We start from the raw sequence: 19,616 nt of genomic DNA, 5'->3' as shown, positions 1-19,616 counted from the left end.
CGGTGATTCTGCGGCAGCACCGGGGCCTTGTGGCAAGGCCCCCCGTGCGCTATATGTTGAGAGTGGCGAGGAGTGGGTACGCCTCCGGACACCGCCACCCTCCGGACACCGCTACGCCTGCGAACACCGCCACGACGCCGAACCTCCATGACACACCGGGCGGGTGCCGTCATTCCCCGGGCGGGCGCCGACGCGCCTGGCAAACTCTCCCCATGCGCACCGTCATTGAGCACATGGCCTCTCAACTCGCCCGTGTGCCGGGCGTGGTGGGGGTGATGCTCGGCGGGAGCCGGGCCCGGGGCGAGGAGGGGCCGGAGTCGGACTGGGACCTCGGGGTGTACTACCGGGGCGCCCCCGACCTCAACACGCTGCGGGCGCTCGCCGGGCCGGAGGTCGAGGTGGCCGGACCGGGCGGCTGGGGTCCGTGGGTGAACGGCGGTGCGTGGCTGCGGGTCGAGGGTGTCGCCGTGGACTGGATCCTGCGGGACCTCGACCGGGTCGGGCGGGTGTGGGCGGACTGCCGCCGGGGCCGCTTCGAGGTGGGAACGCAGGCCGGCCACCCGCTCGGCTTCTGGTCGCCCTGCTACCCGGGCGAGGTCGCCCTCGGACTGCCGCTGGCCGACCCCACCGGGGAGTTGACGCGGCTCAAGGAGCAGGCCGCCGACTATCCGGAGCCGCTGCGTGACGCCCTCACCGCGGCCACCTGGGAGGCCGGCTTCCTGCTCGACACCGCCGCGAAGAGCGCCGCCCGCGCCGATGCCCTGCACGTCTCGCTCTGTCTGTCGCGCGCCGTCGGCATCCTGGTCCAGGCTCTCCACGCGCACCACCGCCGCTGGTGCCTCAACGAGAAGGGCGCCCTGGCCGTCGCGGAGCAACTGCCGGACACCCCCGCGGACTTCGGCACGACGGCGCGCGGTCTGCTCGCCGCGCCCGGCGGATCGGCGGCCGAGCTGACGGCCACGGTCGCCCGGGCGCGGGCGCTGACCCGGGAGACCGTGGCCGCACTGGGCCGCTGAGCCGCTGAGCCGCCGGCCGGCCCGCGGAACCGGCCCCCGGGCTCCCGCCGAGCTGGCCCAGGGCTCCCGGCGGGGCGGCCCAGGGCTCCCGCCGAGCCGGTCAGTCCCGGTACCAGGAGACGGTGAACCCGTGGTCGGCCGCCGACGCCACCTCGACGGCCGCCGCCCGCAGCTCCCGCTCCCAGTCCTGCCGCGCCCCGGACTCCCGGTCGCCGAGGCAGTCCGGGCAGCAGACCTGGTCGGCCAGCGCCACGAACCGCTGTTCCGCCGCGTCAGCGGCCCGACGGCGGCGACGTCACGGACCCAGACGGGGAAGGGCCGGATCACCGGCTCCGCCCCGTCCGTCTCATCGGCCCCGTCCGTCTCGTCCGTGAGCCTGGTCGTTCCGGGCTCCTCGTCGGCCAGGAAGTCCACCACCTCCCCGGCCGTCAGCGCCTGCCGGTCCTCGGCCTCGGCGCTCAGCCACCAGGTGTCGGTCTCCCACTCCACCGGGTGGTCGTCCGGCTCCGGCGCCAGCGGCTCGTCGGCCGGCTCGGCGATCCACGTCAACAGCATGGAGGCAGTACTTCCCATCCGGATCGCCCGTCCGGACTCCCCCATCCGGATTGCCCGTCCGGACTCCCCGCCCGGCCGGTACTCCGGCGTCCGGGCCTCAGGGGTCCTGTGGCGCCCGCACGCGGATCGCGCCGTTCGGGCGCGTGGCCGCACGACCGTCCGGACCGGCGCCCCGCCCCCCGTCCGGACCACCGCCCCCACCGTCCGGACCCCGACCATCCGCGTCCCGCCCCTCGAGGGTGAGCACCTGGTCGGCCAGCGGCAGGAGGGCCCGGTCATGGGTGATCAGGAGGGTGGTGCGCCCGGTCATCAGGCGGCGCAGCGCGGGGACGAGCTGCTCGACGGTGTGCGGGTCCAGGCCGCTGGTGGGTTCGTCCAGGATCACGACGGGGGTGTCGCGCAGGAACGCCCGGGCGATGGCGACGCGCCGGCTCTGACCGCCGGAGAGCTGGAATCCGTCGGCGCCGATCACCGTGCGGTAGCCCTCCGGGAGCGCCGTGACGAAGCCGTGGACCCCGGCGATGCGGGCGGCGCGTTCGATGTCGTCGGGGTGGGCGTCCGGACGGCCGTACGCGATGTTGTCGGCGATGCTCGCGTGGAACAGCGGGGCCTCCTGGGGCAGCAGCGTGACCGCTCGGCGCAGTGAGGCGAGGGTGAGGTCGCGCAGGTCCTGCCCGTCGAGGCGGACGGTGCCGGCCTGCGGGTCGAGGAAGCGGACCAGGAGCTTGGCGAGGGTCGACTTGCCGCTGCCGCTGGGCCCGCGGACGGCCAGGGTCTCGCCGGGGCGCAGGTCGAGGTCCACGTCGGCCAGGACGGGCGGTCCCGGGATGCCAGTGGCGCCCGAGTAGGCGGCGTGGACGCCCTGGAGGGTGACCCGGCCCTGGACCGGGCCGGTGTCCCCGGCCGTGGGGCGTTCCCGCACCGGGCTGCGGATCTCGTGCAGCTCCAGGACACGTTCGCCCGAGGCGCCGGCCGCGCCGGCCAGCGGGATGAGGGCGGCGAGCTGCTGGACGGGCTCGAACAGCTGGGCCATGAAGGCGGCGAAGGCGAGCAGGCCGCCGAGGCTGAGCTGTCCGTGGATGACCTGCAGGGCGCCGACACCCACTACGGCCAGACCGGCGAGCAGCTGCAGCACGTTGAGGAAGGGCTGGTACAGGCCGCTGACCCGGGCGGCGGCGAGTTCGGCGTCGAGCAGGCCCCGGCCCTCCCGGTGGACCCGTTCGACCTCCCGGCTCTCCTGGCCGCAGGTCCGGGTGACCACGGCGTTGCGCAGGGATTCCTCCAGCAGCGCGGTCACTCCGCCCGCGCGGCGCTGGACCTGTCGCTCCCGGCGCCGGATGACGCGTCCGAACAGGCTGGTGGAGAGGATGAACAGCGGTGCGGCCAGCAGCGCGGCCAGGGTGAGCTGCCAGCTCAGGTAGAACGCGGCGCCGGTGAACAGCAGCAGGCTGGCGACGGCCACCGCGCCCTCGACCAGCCCGGTGGCCACCATCCGCTCGATCTCGGCGATGTCGAAGGTGAGCCGCGCCACCAGGTCGCCGCGCCAGCGGCTCTCCAGCGTGTCGGGGGGCAGGGTGTGCAGGTGGGCGAGGGTGTCGGTGCGCAGGCGCAGCATGTAGCGCTCGGCGATCCAGGTGCTGGTGTACATGCCGGCGAAGGTCAACAGCCCGGCGGCGACGGCCGCACCGAGCATCAGGGCGGCGAGCGGCCAGAAATCGGCGAAGTGCCGGGGGACGAGCACGTCGTCGATGAGGTCCTTGAACAGCCAGACCGAGACGACCTCGCCGAAGGCGCCGACGACGAGCAGGGCCGCGCTCACCGGGAGCCAGCGCGCATCGGGGCGCACCCACGGCCAGAACCGGCGAATGAGCTCCCGCAGCGGGATGACCGGCGATTCCGCCACCGGTCCCTGGTACTCGGCCTCGTCGGCCCCGTTGACCTTGTTGACCGCGTCGGCCTTGCCGACCGCCCGGTCACCCGGGGGCGTCACATCGCGCATGGGCAGAACCCGTTGCTCTCGGAGATGGTCGTTCCGGGATCCGGAAACGAGGTTCCGGGATCCGGAGCCGTCGTCCCCGGGTGGGGACGCATCATCCTCCGTGCGGAGGCGGCGCCGATCCCAGGGCGAGGGGCCGGCGGTGACACCGTCGGCCCCTCGGGGTGACGCTAGTCGGAACTGCTGTGCGCAGTCCTAGCCGTAAGCACCGTCACCAGCAACCGAAACGACGGCGTCCACGGCGGTCGAAGTCACGACCGTAACCACGGCCCAGTCCCAGACCCAGGCCCAGGCCCCGACCTCGACCCCGGTCTCCAAAGTCACGACCGTAACCACGGTCCCTGTCTCCTCCACGACCGAAGTAACTCATAACGGCTTCTCTCTCTCGTCGTGTCGGCCCTCCGCGCGCCCACGACCCGCACCGACGGCGCGAATTGCGGGGAACTGGAGGCCGTTACTGGTGGCCGAACCCTTCCGGCGGCCTGTCGGCGACGCCCGGATCGATTCGCCCCACTCCTCCAGTATCCGCCTGCCGAACGTATGCGCAGCTTCAGAGCCGGTCGGATTGTGCGATTGTCGGATCCTGCGTCTCTTCGACGACCACTGTGGATGGCGTCCCGCCCGTCACGTTCAGCAACTCCCGGTACGTCATCGGGACGACGGTGTGCGGGTGTCCGGCGGCGGCCCAGAGCATCTCGTACGCGTCGAGCGCCGTGTCGACCACGGTGCGCAGCGGCGCCGGGTGGCCGGTCGGGGCGACGCCGCCGATGGCCTGGCCGGTGGCCTCGCGGACCTGGGCGGCGGTGGCGCGTTCGATCGGGCCGGTGCCCAACTGCCTTGCCAGGTGGGCGGTGTCGACCCGGTGGGCGCCGCTGGTCATCACCAGCAGCGGCGCGCCGTCACAGATGAACACCAGGCTGTTCGCGATGGCGCCGACCTCGCAGCCGAGCGCGGCGGCGGCCTCGGCGGCGGTGCGGGCGGAGTCGGGCAGGACGCGGATCTCGCCGGGGACGCCGGCCACCGCCAGTGCCTCGGCGACGGCCTGACTGCGTGTGGGGAGTGAGGAGGTCATCGGCCCATCATGCCTTCCGCGCCGAGCGGCGCGAGGCGGCACTCAGCACCGCCCGTACGCCCGCGGTGAGCACCGAGGCGTCCCGCCCGACGCCCCACACGACCCCGCCGCCGGGCCCGCCGACCCGCGCCTCCACGTAGGCGACGGCGTCCCGCCCGGAGCCCACCGCGTGCTCGCCGAAGGAGAGGATCTCCGCCCCCACGGCGTCGGCCACCGCGTCCAGCGGCCCGGCGCCGGCGCCCCGGCGGCCGTCGACCTCGGCCCAGTCGTCCCCGACCCGCCACCGCCGGCCGGCCCCCGCGTCCAGGTACTCGGCCCGGAACAGTCCGTACAGCGCCTCCGCCGTCATCTCCCGCCCGCTGTCGTCGGTGGCCTCCTGCACCACCCGGGCGAAGTCGATCTGCAGCCGCCGGGGCAGTTCCAGCCCTTCCGCGGCCTGCAGCAGGTGGGCGATCCCGCCCTTGCCCGACTGGCTGTTGACCCGGATCACCGCCTCGTAGTCCCGCCCCAGGTCGGCCGGGTCGATCGGCAGGTACGGCACCGACCAGGGCGCCTCCCGCTGCGGGACGCCCAGCGCGGCGGCGGTCTCGGCGTGCCGGGCGAAGCCCTTGCGGATGGCGTCCTGGTGGGTGCCGGAGAAGGCGGTGTGCACCAGGTCGCCCGCGTAGGGGTGCCGCTCGTGGACGGGCAGCCGGTTGCAGTGCTCGACGGTGCGCCGGATCGCGTCGATGTCGGAGAGGTCCAGCATCGGGTCGACACCCTGGGTGTGCAGGTTGAGCGCCAGGGTGACGAGGTCGACGTTGCCGGTCCGCTCGCCGTTGCCGAACAGGCAGCCCTCGACCCGCTGGGCGCCGGCGAGGACGGCGAGTTCCGCGCAGGCGACGCCGGTGCCGCGGTCGTTGTGCGGATGGACGGAGAGGATCACCGCCTCGCGCCGTTCCAGGTGGCGGTCCATGTACTCGATCTGGTCGGCGTACACGTTGGGGGTGGCGATCTCGACGGTGGCCGGCAGGTTGTGGATCACCGGCCGCTCGGGCGAGGCGTCCCAGAGCCGGGTGAGCCCGTTGCACACCTCCAGCGCGTAGTCCGGCTCGGTCAGGTTGAACACTTCGGGCGAGAACTGGAACCGCAGGCCGTCCCGGCCCTCCCCCAGCCTGGCCATCAGCGTCGCGGCCGAGGTGATCAGCGCCCGGAGCCCGGCGCGCTCCTTGCCGAGGACCACCTCCCGCCACTGCGGCGCGGTGGCGGTGTACAGGTGGACGACCACCCGGGGCAGGCCCGCGACGGCTTCGAAGGTGCGCTCGACCAGGTCGGCCCGAGCCGCCGTGAAGACCACGACGGTGACGTCCTCGGGCACGGCTCCGGGGGTGGTGGCCAGTTGGCGGACGAAGTCGAAGTCGGTGCGGCTGGCGGACGGGTAGCCGACCTCGATCTCCTTGAAGCCCATGGCCAGGAACAGGTCGAACATCCACTGCTTGCGCGCCGGGTCCATCGGCTCGGCCAGTGCCTGGTTGCCGTCGCGCAGGTCCACGGGCACCCACAGCGGGGCCCGCTCGATGCGACGGCCGGGCCAGCGGCGCAGCAGGGCGGGCACGTGCACCCGCTCGTGGGCGGGGCGGTAGCGGTGGGAGGGCATGGTGCCGCCGCGCTGGGGGTTCCAGGCGGGGGCGGCGGCCGGGACGGGCCCGGCGGGGGCGTGCAGGGTGGGGAAGCGTACGGGCGGTCGCATGACGGGGTTCCTCGCTCGGGGCGGACACCGGAGACCGGCAGGACGGCGCGCCGCAGCGGGGTGCCGGTCCGGTCACGCCCCGCTGCGGCCACCAAGAAGAAGGCCCCCCGGGGGGAGCGTCCACGGCTGCATGCCGGGTAGAGTAACCACGACCAAAGTCCTCAGACAACCTGACAGGTGAACCCGATGGCCGCGCTCCGCCCCTCCCCCCTCGCCGAACAGGCCGCCGCCCGGCTGGAGGAGCAGATCCGGGCCGGGCAGTGGCCGGTGGGCGGGAAGCTGCCGGGCGAGGTGGCGCTGGCCGAGGAGCTGGGCGTCGGCCGCTCGACCGTCCGGGAGGCCCTGCGCACCCTCGCGGCGGCCGGGATGGTGCGCAGCCGCCAGGGCTCCGGGGTGTACGTCACCGCCGACCGGCCCACCGGGGACTGGGCCGCCCGGCTGCGCCGCGCGGAGCTGGCGCACGTCTACGAGGTGCGGACGGTGGTCGAGGTGCAGGCGGCCCGGCTGGCGGCCGCCCGCCGCACCGGGGCGGACCTCGCCGCGCTCGACGCCGCGCTGGCGGCCCGCCGGGCGGCGGGCGGGGCGGACGACGCCGCCTTCGTGGACGCCGACATCGCGCTGCACACGGCTGTGGTGGCGGCCGCGCACAATCCCGTCCTGGACGACCTGTTCGCCCAGTTCGCCCCGGTCCTGCGCGAGCAGCTGGTCTCCCTGGTCGGCCTGTTCGGCCTGCGCGCGGAGGATCCGGACCACGGCTACGACGCCCACGCGGACCTCGTCCGGGCCCTGCACGACGGCGATCCGGAGGCGGCCGGGCGGGTGCTGGCGGCGGAGCTGGAGGCCACCCGCTCCCGCCTGCTGGCACACTGACGGGGCACCCGGGGGCCGCGCGACGGGGCGTCACACAGTTTTCACACCCCGGCCACCCGCCGGCCGGGCGCCGCGCCGACACTGTGTCGAGCAGGCCCGGAACCGCCCCCTCCGCATACGCACCGTCAACGGTCGAGTGACCTTGTGTTCACCGCGTGTGCAAGCACGGCCCGGGCAGCGAACGGTTTTTCACTCCAATCACACGGTATGACTAGTATCGCTTCGTCAAAAAACCGTGCCCGGACGGCCCGCCCCTCACCGGCCGGCCGCCAGCCCCAAGGAGTCAGCTCTGCGCGCGCGTGCGAATCGGCGGCCCCCGACGCCGAAGGGCCCCCGCAGGCGTCCACGCCTGTCCCTGCGGACGGCGCTGCTCGTCCTGGCCGTCGTCCCCAGCATCGCCCTGGTCGCCCTCTGGGCCGTGACCAGCGGTGAGACCATCGCCGACTTCCAGCGACTGGCCGACCAGGCCACCATCGCGCAGAAGGCCGGCCAACCGTCCAACATCGTCTACTACAACCTCCAGGAGGAGCGCCGGCTCAGCGCCGAGGCGCTCGCCCGGCCCGGCTCCAACGCCGACCAGCTGCGCCGCCAGCGCCAGCTCACCGACGACGCGGTACGGCAGTTCCAGACCCTCTCCGGGGCGACCGCCGACAACGCCCCCGCCGAGGTCCGCTCCGCCGTCGTCGAGGCCCGCCAGGCCATGGGCAAGCTGGCCGAACAGCGTGCCGCCGTCGACCGCGCCACCACCGACCAGCAGAGCGTCTTCGCCTACTACACCGACCTGATCAGCGTCGACCTGCGGCTGTTCACCGCGCTCAGCCGGGTCGACACCGGCGAGGTCACCTGGCTGTCCAAGACCCTGGTCAACTCCTTCTGGGCCAAGGAGATGATCTCCCGCGAGGACGCCGTCCTGGCCCGCGGCTGGCCCACCGGGCGGCTGTCCGCCACCGACTACCAGCAGGTCCAGCAGCTGATCGGCACGCAGGACCACCTGCTCAACGTCCAGGTCCTGCCGTACATCCCGGACGCCGAGGCACCGGCCTGGCACGACCTGGTCAACAGCCCGTCCTGGCAGGCCAAGGCCGCCGTCGAGCAGGCCCTGCTCAAGCCCACCGCCGCCGACGCCGCCGGCACCGTCAAGCTCCCGGCCACCCAGGACCAGTGGCGCCAGGCCCTCGACGGGCTCAACCCGCCGCTGGTCAAGGCCATCGAGGACCGCACCAACGGCATCATCGAGGTCGCCAAGAGCGCCATCATCGGCATGCTCACCCGGGTCGTGCTGACCACCGTCATCGGCCTGATCACGGTCGTCGCGGTCGTCATCGCCTCCTGGCGCCTGAGCCGCTCGCTGCGCCGCCGCATCAAGGACCTGCACACCCAGGCCGAGGAGATGCAGCGCACCCTGCCCGAGGTGGTCGAGCGCCTCGGCCGTGGCGAGCAGGTGGACGTCGAGGCCGAGACCCGCACCATCACCGCCGGGCCGCACGGCAACGGCACCGACGAGCTGGCCCGGCTCGGCCAGGCACTCAACCTGGCCCGCTCCGCCGCCCTGGAGTCCGCCGTCGGCCAGGCCGAGCAGCACCGCGGCTTCGAGCGGCTGCTCCAGCGCATCGCCCGCCGCACCCAGCTGCTGATCGGCCGCCAGCTGCGCAAGCTGGACGAACTGGAGCGCAAGCACGACGACCCGGAGGTCCTGGAGGGCCTCTTCGACCTCGACCACCTCACCGCCCGCCTGCGCCGGTACGAGGAGAACCTCGTCATCATGGCCGGCGGCCAGCCGCAGCGGCGCTGGCGCAAGCCCGTCCCGCTGCTGGACGTGCTGCGTGCCGCGCAGGGCGAGGTGCAGGACTACCGCCGGATCTCGATCGACATCGAGGGCGACCCGTGGCTGTCCGAACGAGCCGTCGGGCCGGTGGCGCACGTGCTCGCCGAACTGATGGAGAACGCCACCACCTTCTCCAAGCCGCCCACGCCGGTCGAGGTGCGCGCCGCCGTGGTCGGCCGCGGGCTCGCGATCGAGATCGAGGACCGGGGCCTGGGCATGGACCCGGAGCAGTACGACGCCGCCAACGAGCTGATGAGCCGCCCGCCGCGCACCGACGTGCTGGCCCGGGCCGACGACATCCGCCTCGGCTTCCACGTGATCTCCCGGTTGGCCGCCCTGCACGGGCTGAGGATCGAGTTCCGCCCGTCCGCCTTCGGCGGCACCCGGGCGGTCGTGCTCGTCCCGGACGAGCTGGTCATCGAGGGCGACACCGGGCTCCCGGACGGCGCCGGCGGTACGGCCACCGAGCCCATCCCGCTGGTGCGCCGCTCGCGCCGGGCCGTGCGCTCGGCCTCCGACGAGACGCCCGCCCCGGTGCCGGCCGGTCCGCCGGTCGCGCCGGTGGACTCCTTCGGCCTGGACTCCTTCGGCCAGGGCGGCTTCGTCCCGCAGGCCGCTCCGGTGCCGCTGCCGCTGTCCTCGACGGGCCTCGGGGCGGACATCGGGGCGAGTGTCGAGGCGGGCGCGGAGACGACCGCCGAGACGATCGCCGAGGCCGAGCCGGAAGCCACCGTCCACGAGATCCCGCTGCCGGAGGCGCCGTTCCCGCAGGGACAGCCGTTCCCGCACGGGCAGCCCTTCCCGCAGGAGCAGCCCTACCGGCCCGAACAGCCCTTCCCGCAGGAGCAGCCCTACCAGCCGTACGAGTCCGGGCAGCCCTACGAGTCCGGGCAGGCCTTCGACTCCGAGCCGTCCCACCCCTCCGGGCCGCCGGTCCGGCCGGAGCAGCCGATCGAGCACAGCTCCCCGGCCGACCCGGCACCCGCCCTGGACACCCCGGCCTACCCGGACATCGCCTACGCCCGGGTCACCGAGGCCGAGGCCCCGTACGCCGACGAGCAGTACCGACCGGCCGACCACTACCGGCTGGCCGAGCGCCGGCAGCGCCGCGAGTACCGGACCTCGGTGCCGTTCAGCCCGGCCGAGGACGGCCAGGCCCCCCTGCCGCAGCGCGTCAGGCAGGCCAGCCTGGCGGCCGAGCTGCGGGTGCCCCCGCCGGAGCGGTCGCCGTGGGTCGAGCGGCCCGCCGCCGGGACCGCCACCCCGCCCGCGGGCCCGGTCGAACGCACCGACTGCCCAGTGCGGCGCTCGGGTGCGGCGATCGGCGCCTTCCAGCGCCAGTCCCGCGCCGCCCGGGCCCAGGACAGCGGCGAGCACCCGCTGCCCACCGCCCCGCCGGCACCCGCCCCCTCCCCCGCACCCGCCGGCCACCCGGCTCCCGCGCCCGCCCCGTCCCCCTGGGCCCTTCCGGCCGCGGACACCCGAACCACACGAACGGATGACCAGTCATGAACCGCACGATCGCCACCCACCAGGACCTGGACTGGCTGCTGGACGGACTCGTCGACTCGGTGCCCGGGACCAGGAACGCCGTCCTGCTCTCCGACGACGGTCTCGTGGTCAGCCACTCCCGCACCATCGAGCGGGCCGACGCCGAGCGGCTGGCCGCCGTCGCCACCGGCCAGCAGAGCCTGGCCCGCGGGGTCGGGGCGCTGTTCGACGGCGGCCCGGTGCACCAGGTGATCGTCGAGCTCGCCGAGTGCTGGCTGTTCGTCATCGCCGCCGCCCAGGGCACCCACCTGGCCGTGGTCGCCTCCCAGGAGGTGGACGCCGAGGTGATGTCCGTCGCGATGCACACCCTGGTGCAGCAGGTCGGCCAGAAGCTCACCACCCCGGTCCGCGGCGAGGGCGCCCCCGCCGCCCCGGCGTCCTTCGACGCCTTCGCCTCCCGGAACCGGGGCTGACCCGGGTGGAACCGTACGGGAACGACGCCTGGGGGGACGGCCTCGACGACGGCCGGCGGCGCGGCGCGGTGCCGCACTGGAGCGAGCTGGAGGAGGACGACGCGGAGGACGAGACGGGCAGCATGGTGCGCCCGTACACGATCACCCGCGGCCGGACCGCGCCCGAGCGCGACGACCTCACCCTCATCACCGTGCTCACCACGGTCGAGGCGGAGGCCGACGCGGCACTGGCGCGGGGCAGCCGCGCCGGTGCTCGCGGCCTGCAGCCCGAACACCGGCTGATCCTCGAACGCTGCCGGCGCCCCATCGCCGTCGCCGAGGTGTCGGCGGGCCTGGACCTCCCGGTCTCGGTCACCAAGATCCTGCTGGGCGACCTGGTCTCCCAGGGCCTGCTGAAGGCCCGGGCACCGCTCTCGGTGGCCCGGGCCGCCGGGGGCGTGGACCTCGGCCTGCTCACGGCCGTACGCGAAGGACTCCGGAGACTCTGAACATGGCAACACCCCACTCCGCCATCGACGCCCCCACCGCCCCGGCCGCCGTCAAGATCCTGATCGCGGGCGGCTTCGGCGTGGGCAAGACCACCCTGGTCGGCTCGGTCAGCGAGGTCGCCCCGCTGCGCACCGAGGAGTACCTGACCCGGGCCAGCGTCGGCATCGACGACCTGGCCGGCGTCGACCAGAAGACCACCACCACCGTCGCGCTCGACTTCGGGCGGATCACGGTCAGTCCCGAGCTGGTCGTCTACCTGTTCGGCACACCCGGTCAGGAACGCTTCTGGTTCATGTGGAACGACCTGGTCAACGGCGCCCTCGGCGGGATCGTCATCGCCGACACCCGCCGGCTGGAGACCAGCTTCGCCTCCATCGACTTCTTCGAGAGCCGGGGCATCCCGTTCGTGGTCGCGATCAACTGCTTCCACAACACCAACACCCGCACCCCCGACGAGATCCGGGCCGCGCTCGACCTCGACCCGCAGGTGCCGATGCTGCTCGGGGACGTGCGCGAGCGCGCCTTCGGCCGGGACCTGCTGCTCGCCCTGGTCGACCACCTGATGGACCTCGCCGCCACGCGCGCCGGCTGAACCGGTCCCGGCCGAACCGTACTCGGCCGAACCCTCATGCGGCCGACCGGCGTCGGCCGCATCCCGCAGCCCCGCATCCCCGCAGCCGACCGGCCCCGACCGGCCGGCTCCGGCCGAGCCACCACACTCCTGCGAACTTCCCTTCGGAGCGACCCTCATGACCAGACCCCTGCGCGTCCTCGTCAACGGTGGCGGCATCGGCGGCCTCACCCTCGCCACCGCCCTCGCCCAGCGCGGCCACCGGGTCGACGTCGCCGAGCTGCGCGAGCAGCCGGAGGCCCTCGGCGTCGGCATCATCCAGCCGTCCAACGCCCTGCACGTGATGCGCGAGATCGGCGTCCTGGAGGACTGCCTGTCCGTCGGCTTCCCGTGGGAGGTGCTGACCATCTGCGACCCGGCCGGCGCCACCCTCGCGAAGATCCCGCAGCCCCGGATGGGCGACGTGCCCTCCAACAACGGCATCCCCCGCCCCGCGCTGGCCCGCGTCCTGGCCGGCGCCGCCTCCGGGGCGGGCGTCACGGTCCGCTTCGGCACCACCATCGACACCCTGCACGAGGACGCCCACGGCGTCGAGGTCGCCCTCACCGACGGGCACGTCGGCCGCTACGACCTGGTCGTCGGCTTCGACGGCATCGGCTCGCCGCTGCGCCGCCACCTGTACGGCGAGAAGTACCTCCCCGAGTACACCGGCTTCGCCAACTGGCGTGTCACGCTGCCGCGTTCGCCCGAGGTGCAGGGTGTGGTGATGTCCTCCGGCAACCTCAGCGCCAAGGCCCTGCTCACCCCGATCAGCACGGATCAGATGTACCTGGGCTCGGTCTTCGCCGAGGCCGAGGACTTCCGTCCGGACCCGGAGCGCGCCCACGAGCAGCTGCGCGAGCGGCTGGCCGGCTTCGGCGGGCCGATCGCCGAGGCGCTGGCGCTGATCACCGACCCGGCCGCCGTGGTCCACTCGCGGATCTCCCAGGTCACCGTCGAGGAGCCCTGGCACGTCGGCCGGATCGTCCTGGCCGGCGACGCCGCCCACGCCTCCACCCCGCACCTCGCCCAGGGCGCCGCGATGGCCGTCGAGGACGCGCTCGTGCTCGCCCTGAGCCTGGACGCGGCCGACACCGTGCCGGCCGCCCTCGCCGCCTGGGAGGAGCGCCGCCGCCCCCGCGCCATGTGGGTCCAGGCCCTGTCGCGGGCCGTCCTCAAGCAGGAGACGGGCACGCCGACCACACCGGAGGAGGACGAGCTCCTCAAGGTCGGCATCCCGGGCGCGGCGCACGTCCTGGTCCAGCCGTACTGACGGCTGCGGCCTCGACCCCTCCGCCCGGCCGCGGCCTCGGCCCCGGGCCCAGCGGCGCGTTTCGGCGCGTCGCCGGGCCGGGCGGCGGAGCGGGCAGCCGGGCGGCCGGGCGGTTCAGCGACCGGCCAACTGCAGGATCCGGTACCCGAGCCACCCCGGCAGGACCAGCGCGAGGGCCAACCCCGCCATCACCAGGTCGGCCTTCCTGGTGGCGAGTTGCGCCCTCCAGGCCATCGCCCGCTGCCGCCTCCCGGTCGCGGCCAGCGCCGCGTGGATGGTGCGGACCAGGTGCACGGTGGGCGTCCGCAGGGAGGAGCCGCCCGACCGGGCCGTCCACGCCGTCCGCCCCCTGCGCTCCTTCACCGGGAACACCCGGGGGGTCCAGTGGGCGTCGAAGGCGATGACAGCTCCGACCCAGTGCCCGCCCACGACCATCTCCCTGGGCAGCAGCGGGGTGGGGAGGCTCGCGTTCACCTGGCCGGCCAGCTCCGGAAAGCCGCGCGGGGCCAGCAGGATCAGCTTCGCCGGTGGCTGCGTGGCCCGGGCCTCCCCGATCTCCCACCGCAGCCCTTCCCCCGGCCCCAGCCGCAGCACGATCAGCTGGGACAGGTCCATCAACCGCCGCACGGTGCCCTGCCAGTCGTCGAGCGGCAGGTAGAACCGGGCCGCTCCCAGGAGCGGAAGGGTCTCCCCCGGCCGCCCCACCGCGATCACGGGACCGACGGCGCCCAGCGCGGCGGCGAACTGCACCTCCCGCGCGCGGAGGGCGCTCCTCGCCCTGTCGTCCGCCCGGGCGGCCGCCTCGTCGTCGTCGTCGAAGCTGCGCAGGTAGAGCACGGGTCTGCGACCGTCCCGGAGCAGGGCCTGGGCCGCCCCGCGAGCCGCGTACGGACGGGTGCCGCGCAGGAGCAGGAGGCCGGCCCCCGCGGTCGCGACGCCGCCCGCCAGCAGCAGGAGCGACGCCTCCGGCGGGAGCGCGTCGCTGCGCTCCGACACGGCGACGGCGAGCGCGCCGCCCCCGGCCAGCACGCACCCGGCGGTGTTGGCGGCCAGGACGGCCCGCCGGCATCGCGGCCGCCGGGTGCCGTAGCGGTCGACGAGCGCGACGATCTCGGCGACCCCCGCCCGTCGGCGGTGCCGCAGCCACAGGGCGGGTCCGAGCAGCGCCAGGGCGACCGCCCCGCACCACAGCGCCCCCGCCCTGCTCGCGCGGACCTGCTGGCCCACGCCCACGTTGACCAGCAGGTGCAGGGCCGCGTACGCCGCCGCGAGCGCGACCGCCGTGATCCACCTGGCGAACATCCGTAGCCGGGACGACACGCCGACCACCCCCGAACCCTCGCGCAGCCGTTGAGCAGGACCCTTCAATCCGATACCGCAACGGACGGGCCGTCATGCGTGTGCGATCGGCGCCGGTTCCCGGGCGCACGCCCCGAGCGGAACGGCCCGGAGCGCGTCCGGGCCGTCCGTCAGCGGATGCTCCGCAGCGTCACGCGCCGGGCGCCTCCGCCCCGGTGGACGCCGGATACTCCTGTTCGACCGGGTCGCCGCGCCGGCCGACGGGCGGCCGGCTGGACGGCGCATGCCGCATGCCGCTTCGGACCCGCCGGCCACCACGGGCTCGTACGGATCAACCCGCCGAACGGAGCGGCGCCGGGCGGGCCGAGGGCACCGGCCGGCTGATCTGGTCCCGGCGGTCCCACACCGCCTTGGAGATGCGGGCGAGCAGCCGGGCCGCCGGGTCGGTGCGGTCCGTGCCGTCGGCGAGCGGGCCGGTGTAGCAGACGGCGATCAGGTAGGGCGGGCAGTCGGCCGCCTGGACGAGGCCCACGCCGAGCCGGGTGCCGGGGATCCAGCCGTTCTTGAAGGCGATCCGGGTGTTGGAGGGGAGGCCGGCGGCCAGGTCCACCCGGAACTCGTTGCATTCGAGGAGGCCGAGGAGTTCGGGCTCGTCGGCGAGCGAGCGCAGCAGCCGGACCAGGTCGCGGGCGCTCACCCGGTTGTGCACGCCCCGGGCGCGCGCCGCGTAGTCCTCGATCCCGCGCGGGGTGGCGCTGTGCGTGGCTCCGGCGCGGCGCCACACGTCGGCGACGGCCTGCTGGGTGGTGCGGGCCAGGCAGATGTTGGTGGCGAGGTTGGAGGAATGGGTGATCATCCGCTCGGCGAGCAGCCGGAGCGGGACGTGGGTACCGAGCAGTTCCCAGGGCAGCGGATCGCTGTCCCGGTCCGGGTCGTTGCCGAACTCCCCGCCCACGACGGACTCGAAGCGGTTCACCACGGGGACTTCGGCGTCGAGACCGACGCCGCCGCGGCAGAGCGCGGCGAGCACGGCGACCTTCATCGTGCTCGCGGCGTCGTGCAGTTCGTCCGGGTTGTGGAGGAACACCGGCTTCGAGTCGCCCATCCAGGGGGCCACCACCACAGAGAGCATGGAGGAAGGGTAGGGCAGAACCGGTCGGACCCCGACGGTTGCGGCGCACGACACGAACCCGCGGCCGCCGCGGCGGCCCGTCAGCCGCCGGGAGGCAGCGCCACGGGCTTGCGCAGCAGCCACTGTCCGGCCGTCCGCCGCGGCTGCCGCACGACGATCCGGCCGTGGCGCTTCCTGCCGACCAGCTCCACGCGCAGGACGACCGGCCCGCCGGAGTCCGGCGCCCGGCCGTTCCTGACCCTGCTGAACTCCAGTGCCAGGGCGTCGGAATCGACCACGACGCCCGGCCCGGTGATCAGCGTCAGGGTCTTGCCCTCCATGTCCAGGTCGATCCGCAGGGTGTCCTGGGTGATCACCGCCCGGGTGAAGTCGAGCGTCACGTCGCACCACTCCACGAAGAGCTCCAGCCGTCGCGGCACCACCCAGCGCCCCTCCCGCCTGACCGCGCTCCACCGCTGGTCGATCCGCAGGACGTCCTTGACCTCCGCCACCACCCCGTCGGCGGAGATCGACACCGGCGGCAAGTCGGCGGTCAGCCCGCCCAGTTCGCCGAGCGTCCGCGCCGACAGGGCGACCTCCAGGCGCTCGTCCAGCTCGTCCGGGGTCAGCCGGCCGTCACCCGCCGCGACCCGCAGCAACTCGGCCACCCGGTCCCGGTCGGCGTGGGAGGCCCGCATCCCGGACTGTTGCGGGCCGGGGCCGGAGTGCGTCCCGGCTGGCACGATCTCTCCCCGCATACTTCCCGTCCTGAACTCGACGATGGTCGTCACGCGTCGGAGTCGGCGACACGAACGGGAACTCACGATATATCGCGATAGGAGTTCCCGCCAGAGCACTCAGCGGGACGGGCCGTCCGCGGCGCGCGGGCTCACCAGCATGCGGATGTCGTGGGCGGCCCACAGCACGAACCGTTCGACCGGGACCACCCGGTGGCCCGGCTCGGGCCGGAAGCCGAGCCGCTTGAGCAGGACGGCCAGCACCACCTGGGCCTCCGTCATGGCCAGGCCCGCCCCCTCGCAGGCGCGCGGGCCCAGGCCGAACGGGATCCAGGCCAGCCGGGGGCGCCCCGCCGACTCCTCGGGGGTGAACCGCTCGGGCCGGAACCGCTCCGGCTCGGGCCAGTACGCGGGGTTCAGGTGGACGGCCAGGATCGGGAGGAGGACCACCGCCCCGGCGGGGACGGTGTACCCGCCGACGGACAGCGGACCGGCGGTCCACCGGGCGCCGTACGGGCCGGGCGGGTAGCGGCGCAGCGACTCGCGCAGGACCATCCCCAGGTACGGCAGCCGGCGCAGGTCGGCGTGGTCGGGCGCCGGGCGGTCACCGAGGACGCGGTCGAGCTCCTCGGTGACGCGCGCGGCCGCCTCCGGGTGGGCGGCGAGCAGGTGCAGCGTCCAGGAGACGGCCACGCCCGTGGTGTGGTGGGCGGCCAGCATCACGGCGAGGACGGTGTCGCGGATCCTCGCGGGGCTCTCGCCGGCCTCGACGAGGGCGCCGATCAGGTCGCCGCGGTCGCCGGTGCCGGGGTTGTCGGTGTTGGGGCCGCCTGCGCCACGGTCGCGGGTGCCGGGGCCGCCGGCGCTCGGGCCGTCCGGGCGGTGCGCGGCGATCACCCGGTCGACCGTCGCCCGCAGCCGGGCGAGGGCCCGCGCGGTCCGTTCGACGTGCTGCTCCGGGGCCTGCTCGGCCGGATCCCGGTAGAGGCGCTCCAACTGGTCGGCGAGCACCACCTCGAAGGCCTCGACCACGCCGTCCGGGTCCTCGACCTCGCCGCCCAGGGCGTAGTCGCAGACCATCCGGAGGGAGAGCCCGGCCAGTTCCCGCTGGAGCTCGACGGGCCGCCCGGCGGGCAGGGCGGCCCAGCGGTCGGCGAGCCCGGTCGCCAGGGCGGCGAAGCGGGCGACGTGCCGTTCGTGCGAGGGCCGTCCGGCCAGGACGGTGAGCAGCAGCCGGCGCCACGGCCCGTGCTCGTCGGCCGGGAGCACCTGGAGGTTGCCCGCCTCGAACAGCGGGTCCAGGAAGGAGAACAGCCGCCGGGGCCGCTCGTCGAGGTGGACCGCGGCCTCCAGCAGCACCGGATCGGCGATCGACACGGCGGTCCCGGCCCCGGGCAGTTGGAGCCGCGCGACGGGTCCGTACTCGGCATGCAGCCACAGCTGGTAGGCGTGCAGGCCGCCCGCCCGAGCGATGGCGCCCACCCCGCCGTCGGCGCACGGTTCGGGCCCCGGGATCTCCATCGCACCTCCTGGTGACGGCGTGGGAAGTCGGCCCGGCCGACTTCCCGTGCTCAGGTCCTGCTCCGGCGTCAGTTGACGAAGTAGCTGAAACCGACCGTCGCCGCGGACATCCCGGCGGCGATCTCCCGCGTCAGCGACCCCTGACAGTTCGCCGCGGAGTACACGTCGACCCTCGTGTCCGTGAGGTTCTGGACGAGTACGGGCGACAGGGTCGGGTAGCACCCCCGGGCCGGGTTCTGGTGCGCCGCACCGTTCACCACCAGGACCCCCGTCGCCGCCTGTGCGGGCACGGCGAACGCGAGCACTCCGGCGGCGGCCAGCATCCCGACCGCGGCAATCCGACGACGCATGACTGTTCTCCCTTCCGAGGGCGCGCAACCGGTTGCGGCGCCCTTCCGGGGCATGGATTCCCCCGCCGCCCCGTCCACGCCGGAACCCCCGCCGCAATCCCCCGAACCGACGAGGGCGTACGGGCTCCTACCAGGTCTCCGGCGAGGAGGCGACGCCGACACCGGCCGGCACAAGGACCTGCCCCGCTTCGAGGCCGACAGCGCGGTCCGCTTCCTCGCCCGCCGCGTCGGCCTGACGCGAACGGTCGCGGCGCCCGGCGGCTACCGGCCGGGCGCCTCGGCCAGCCGGGAGATCTCGGCGGCGACGGCCTCCGGTTCGGCGGCGACGGTGACGCGGGCGACGCCGTCCAGGCCCGGGTGGGCGCCGACCCGGACGGAGTGCCGGGCGTTGCGCAGCAGGTCGAGGTCGTTGATGTCGTTGCCGAAGGCGTTGTACGCGTCGATCCCCAGCGAGGTCAGCGCCTCCCACTTGTTCGTGGCGCCCGGGGCGAAGTCGATGATCGCCTCGTCGAGGTGGTGGTTGACGGTCATCCCGAGCGCGCGGCCGGCCTCCGCGAGGGCCGCCGGGTCGGTCGCGTCGACCACCAGGAACTTGACCACGGCGGGGAGTTCGGCGATCTCCACCCGGCGGGCGAGGCCGCCCTGGTCGACCCGGCCGCGGATCGGGTGGTCGGCCGGTCCGGTGTAGGCGTAGTCCCACGGGCCGTCGGCGAGGTAGCCCGCCCGGAACCGCTCGGCCTCGGTCAGCAGCCGGTCGAGGTCACCGGCCTCGAACGCGGCCCGCGCCCGCACCCGGCCGTCGACGGAGACCAGGCTGCCGTTGCCGCCGATCAGCGTGGCGGCGGGAAAGGCCCCGTCGAGGACGGGCAGGAGGTCGCGGACCGGCCGGGCGGAGGCGAAGACCAGCTGGTGCCCGACCCGCTCGCAGTCCGCCAGCGCGGCGAGGATCCGGCGGTCGATCGTCCGCCCGTCGAAGCAGAGGGTGCCGTCGATGTCGAGGACCGTGGTGCGGGCGCTGGTGGTGATCATCGTGCGATCGTATCCAGGCGGTGCGGTGCACGATCCCGCGGCCCTTCGGGTACGGCCGGAGCGGGAAGTCGGCGGGCGCGGCGGGGCCCGACGGCCGAAGCCCGACCACAGGGCCCCGGCGGCGGGGCGGGGCGGGCCCCCGCGGGACGGGCACCCGCGGGCCGGGGCCG

The 19,616-nt window shown here is 74.6% G+C and carries 17 protein-coding genes; 7 read left to right on the top strand and 10 right to left on the bottom strand.

From position 1 onward, the window contains the following. The first annotated feature begins 212 nt into the window (after positions 1-212). Positions 213-1,016, top strand: a complete 804-nt coding sequence (locus ACWGJO_RS27405; protein WP_452187724.1) for a nucleotidyltransferase family protein — start codon at positions 213-215, stop codon at positions 1,014-1,016. Between the two features lie 100 nt (positions 1,017-1,116). Here the strand turns inward: ACWGJO_RS27405 and ACWGJO_RS27400 are convergent, their stop codons facing one another. The 4 genes from ACWGJO_RS27400 to ACWGJO_RS27385 form a co-directional block, all read right to left on the bottom strand. After that, entirely contained in the window at positions 1,117-1,269 is a 153-nt protein-coding gene (locus tag ACWGJO_RS27400) for a hypothetical protein (protein ID WP_452187722.1), read from the bottom strand. Between the two features lie 399 nt (positions 1,270-1,668). Then, positions 1,669-3,570 (bottom strand): ABC transporter ATP-binding protein, encoded by a 1,902-nt coding sequence (locus tag ACWGJO_RS27395; protein WP_452187720.1) that lies wholly within the window; start codon positions 3,568-3,570, stop codon positions 1,669-1,671. A 547-nt stretch (positions 3,571-4,117) separates the two neighbouring features. Continuing rightward, positions 4,118-4,639, bottom strand: a complete 522-nt coding sequence (locus ACWGJO_RS27390) for a YbaK/EbsC family protein (RefSeq protein ID WP_452187718.1) — start codon at positions 4,637-4,639, stop codon at positions 4,118-4,120. A 7-nt stretch (positions 4,640-4,646) separates the two neighbouring features. Further along, a complete protein-coding gene (locus ACWGJO_RS27385) occupies positions 4,647-6,368 on the bottom strand; it encodes a 2-isopropylmalate synthase (protein WP_452187717.1) in 1,722 nt (573 codons plus the stop codon). A 186-nt stretch (positions 6,369-6,554) separates the two neighbouring features. Here ACWGJO_RS27385 and ACWGJO_RS27380 point away from each other — a divergent pair, with 186 nt between their 5' ends. The 6 genes from ACWGJO_RS27380 to ACWGJO_RS27355 all read left to right on the top strand — a co-directional run bounded on the left by ACWGJO_RS27380 (position 6,555) and on the right by ACWGJO_RS27355 (position 13,399). Beyond that, positions 6,555-7,238: a FadR/GntR family transcriptional regulator gene (locus ACWGJO_RS27380; RefSeq protein ID WP_452187715.1), complete on the top strand. Its 684-nt coding sequence runs from the start codon at positions 6,555-6,557 to the stop codon at positions 7,236-7,238. A gap of 418 nt (positions 7,239-7,656) precedes the next feature. Then, positions 7,657-10,575, top strand: coding sequence for a nitrate- and nitrite sensing domain-containing protein (locus ACWGJO_RS27375; RefSeq protein WP_452187713.1), 2,919 nt, complete (start codon positions 7,657-7,659; stop codon positions 10,573-10,575). Then, positions 10,572-11,027 (top strand): roadblock/LC7 domain-containing protein, encoded by a 456-nt coding sequence (locus ACWGJO_RS27370; RefSeq protein ID WP_359914137.1) that lies wholly within the window; start codon positions 10,572-10,574, stop codon positions 11,025-11,027. The genes ACWGJO_RS27375 and ACWGJO_RS27370 overlap by 4 nt, the downstream gene beginning before the upstream one ends. Positions 11,028-11,032: 5 nt before the next feature. Beyond that, positions 11,033-11,515: a DUF742 domain-containing protein gene (locus tag ACWGJO_RS27365; protein ID WP_452187712.1), complete on the top strand. Its 483-nt coding sequence runs from the start codon at positions 11,033-11,035 to the stop codon at positions 11,513-11,515. 2 nt (positions 11,516-11,517) lie between these two features. Further along, complete coding sequence (locus ACWGJO_RS27360) at positions 11,518-12,108, top strand: GTP-binding protein (protein ID WP_452187710.1); 591 nt, start codon at positions 11,518-11,520, stop codon at positions 12,106-12,108. Positions 12,109-12,265: 157 nt separating this feature from the next. Further along, positions 12,266-13,399, top strand: a complete 1,134-nt coding sequence (locus tag ACWGJO_RS27355; RefSeq protein ID WP_452187708.1) for an FAD-dependent monooxygenase — start codon at positions 12,266-12,268, stop codon at positions 13,397-13,399. A gap of 114 nt (positions 13,400-13,513) precedes the next feature. On the opposite strand, the gene ACWGJO_RS27350 is transcribed toward ACWGJO_RS27355, so the two are convergent. From ACWGJO_RS27350 to ACWGJO_RS27325, 6 genes are all read right to left on the bottom strand, one after another. Then, entirely contained in the window at positions 13,514-14,719 is a 1,206-nt protein-coding gene (locus tag ACWGJO_RS27350) for a transferase (protein WP_452187706.1), read from the bottom strand. A 310-nt stretch (positions 14,720-15,029) separates the two neighbouring features. Continuing rightward, positions 15,030-15,830, bottom strand: coding sequence for a serine hydrolase (locus ACWGJO_RS27345; protein WP_452187704.1), 801 nt, complete (start codon positions 15,828-15,830; stop codon positions 15,030-15,032). An 80-nt stretch (positions 15,831-15,910) separates the two neighbouring features. Then, positions 15,911-16,567, bottom strand: coding sequence for a DUF1707 SHOCT-like domain-containing protein (locus ACWGJO_RS27340; RefSeq protein WP_452187754.1), 657 nt, complete (start codon positions 16,565-16,567; stop codon positions 15,911-15,913). A gap of 99 nt (positions 16,568-16,666) precedes the next feature. Next, complete coding sequence (locus tag ACWGJO_RS27335; RefSeq protein WP_452187702.1) at positions 16,667-18,067, bottom strand: cytochrome P450; 1,401 nt, start codon at positions 18,065-18,067, stop codon at positions 16,667-16,669. Positions 18,068-18,135: 68 nt separating this feature from the next. Further along, complete coding sequence (locus ACWGJO_RS27330; protein WP_452187700.1) at positions 18,136-18,417, bottom strand: hypothetical protein; 282 nt, start codon at positions 18,415-18,417, stop codon at positions 18,136-18,138. A 261-nt stretch (positions 18,418-18,678) separates the two neighbouring features. Further along, positions 18,679-19,446 carry an HAD hydrolase family protein gene (locus tag ACWGJO_RS27325; RefSeq protein WP_452187699.1) on the bottom strand — a complete coding sequence of 256 codons (768 nt, stop codon included), beginning with the start codon at positions 19,444-19,446 and terminating at the stop codon, positions 18,679-18,681. Between the last annotated feature and the right edge of the window lie 170 nt (positions 19,447-19,616).

Source organism: Kitasatospora sp. NPDC054795 (assembly GCF_053611565.1).
The sequence above is the reverse complement of the archived record's forward strand: the minus strand, read 5'-3'. Positions and strand labels throughout refer to the sequence as shown.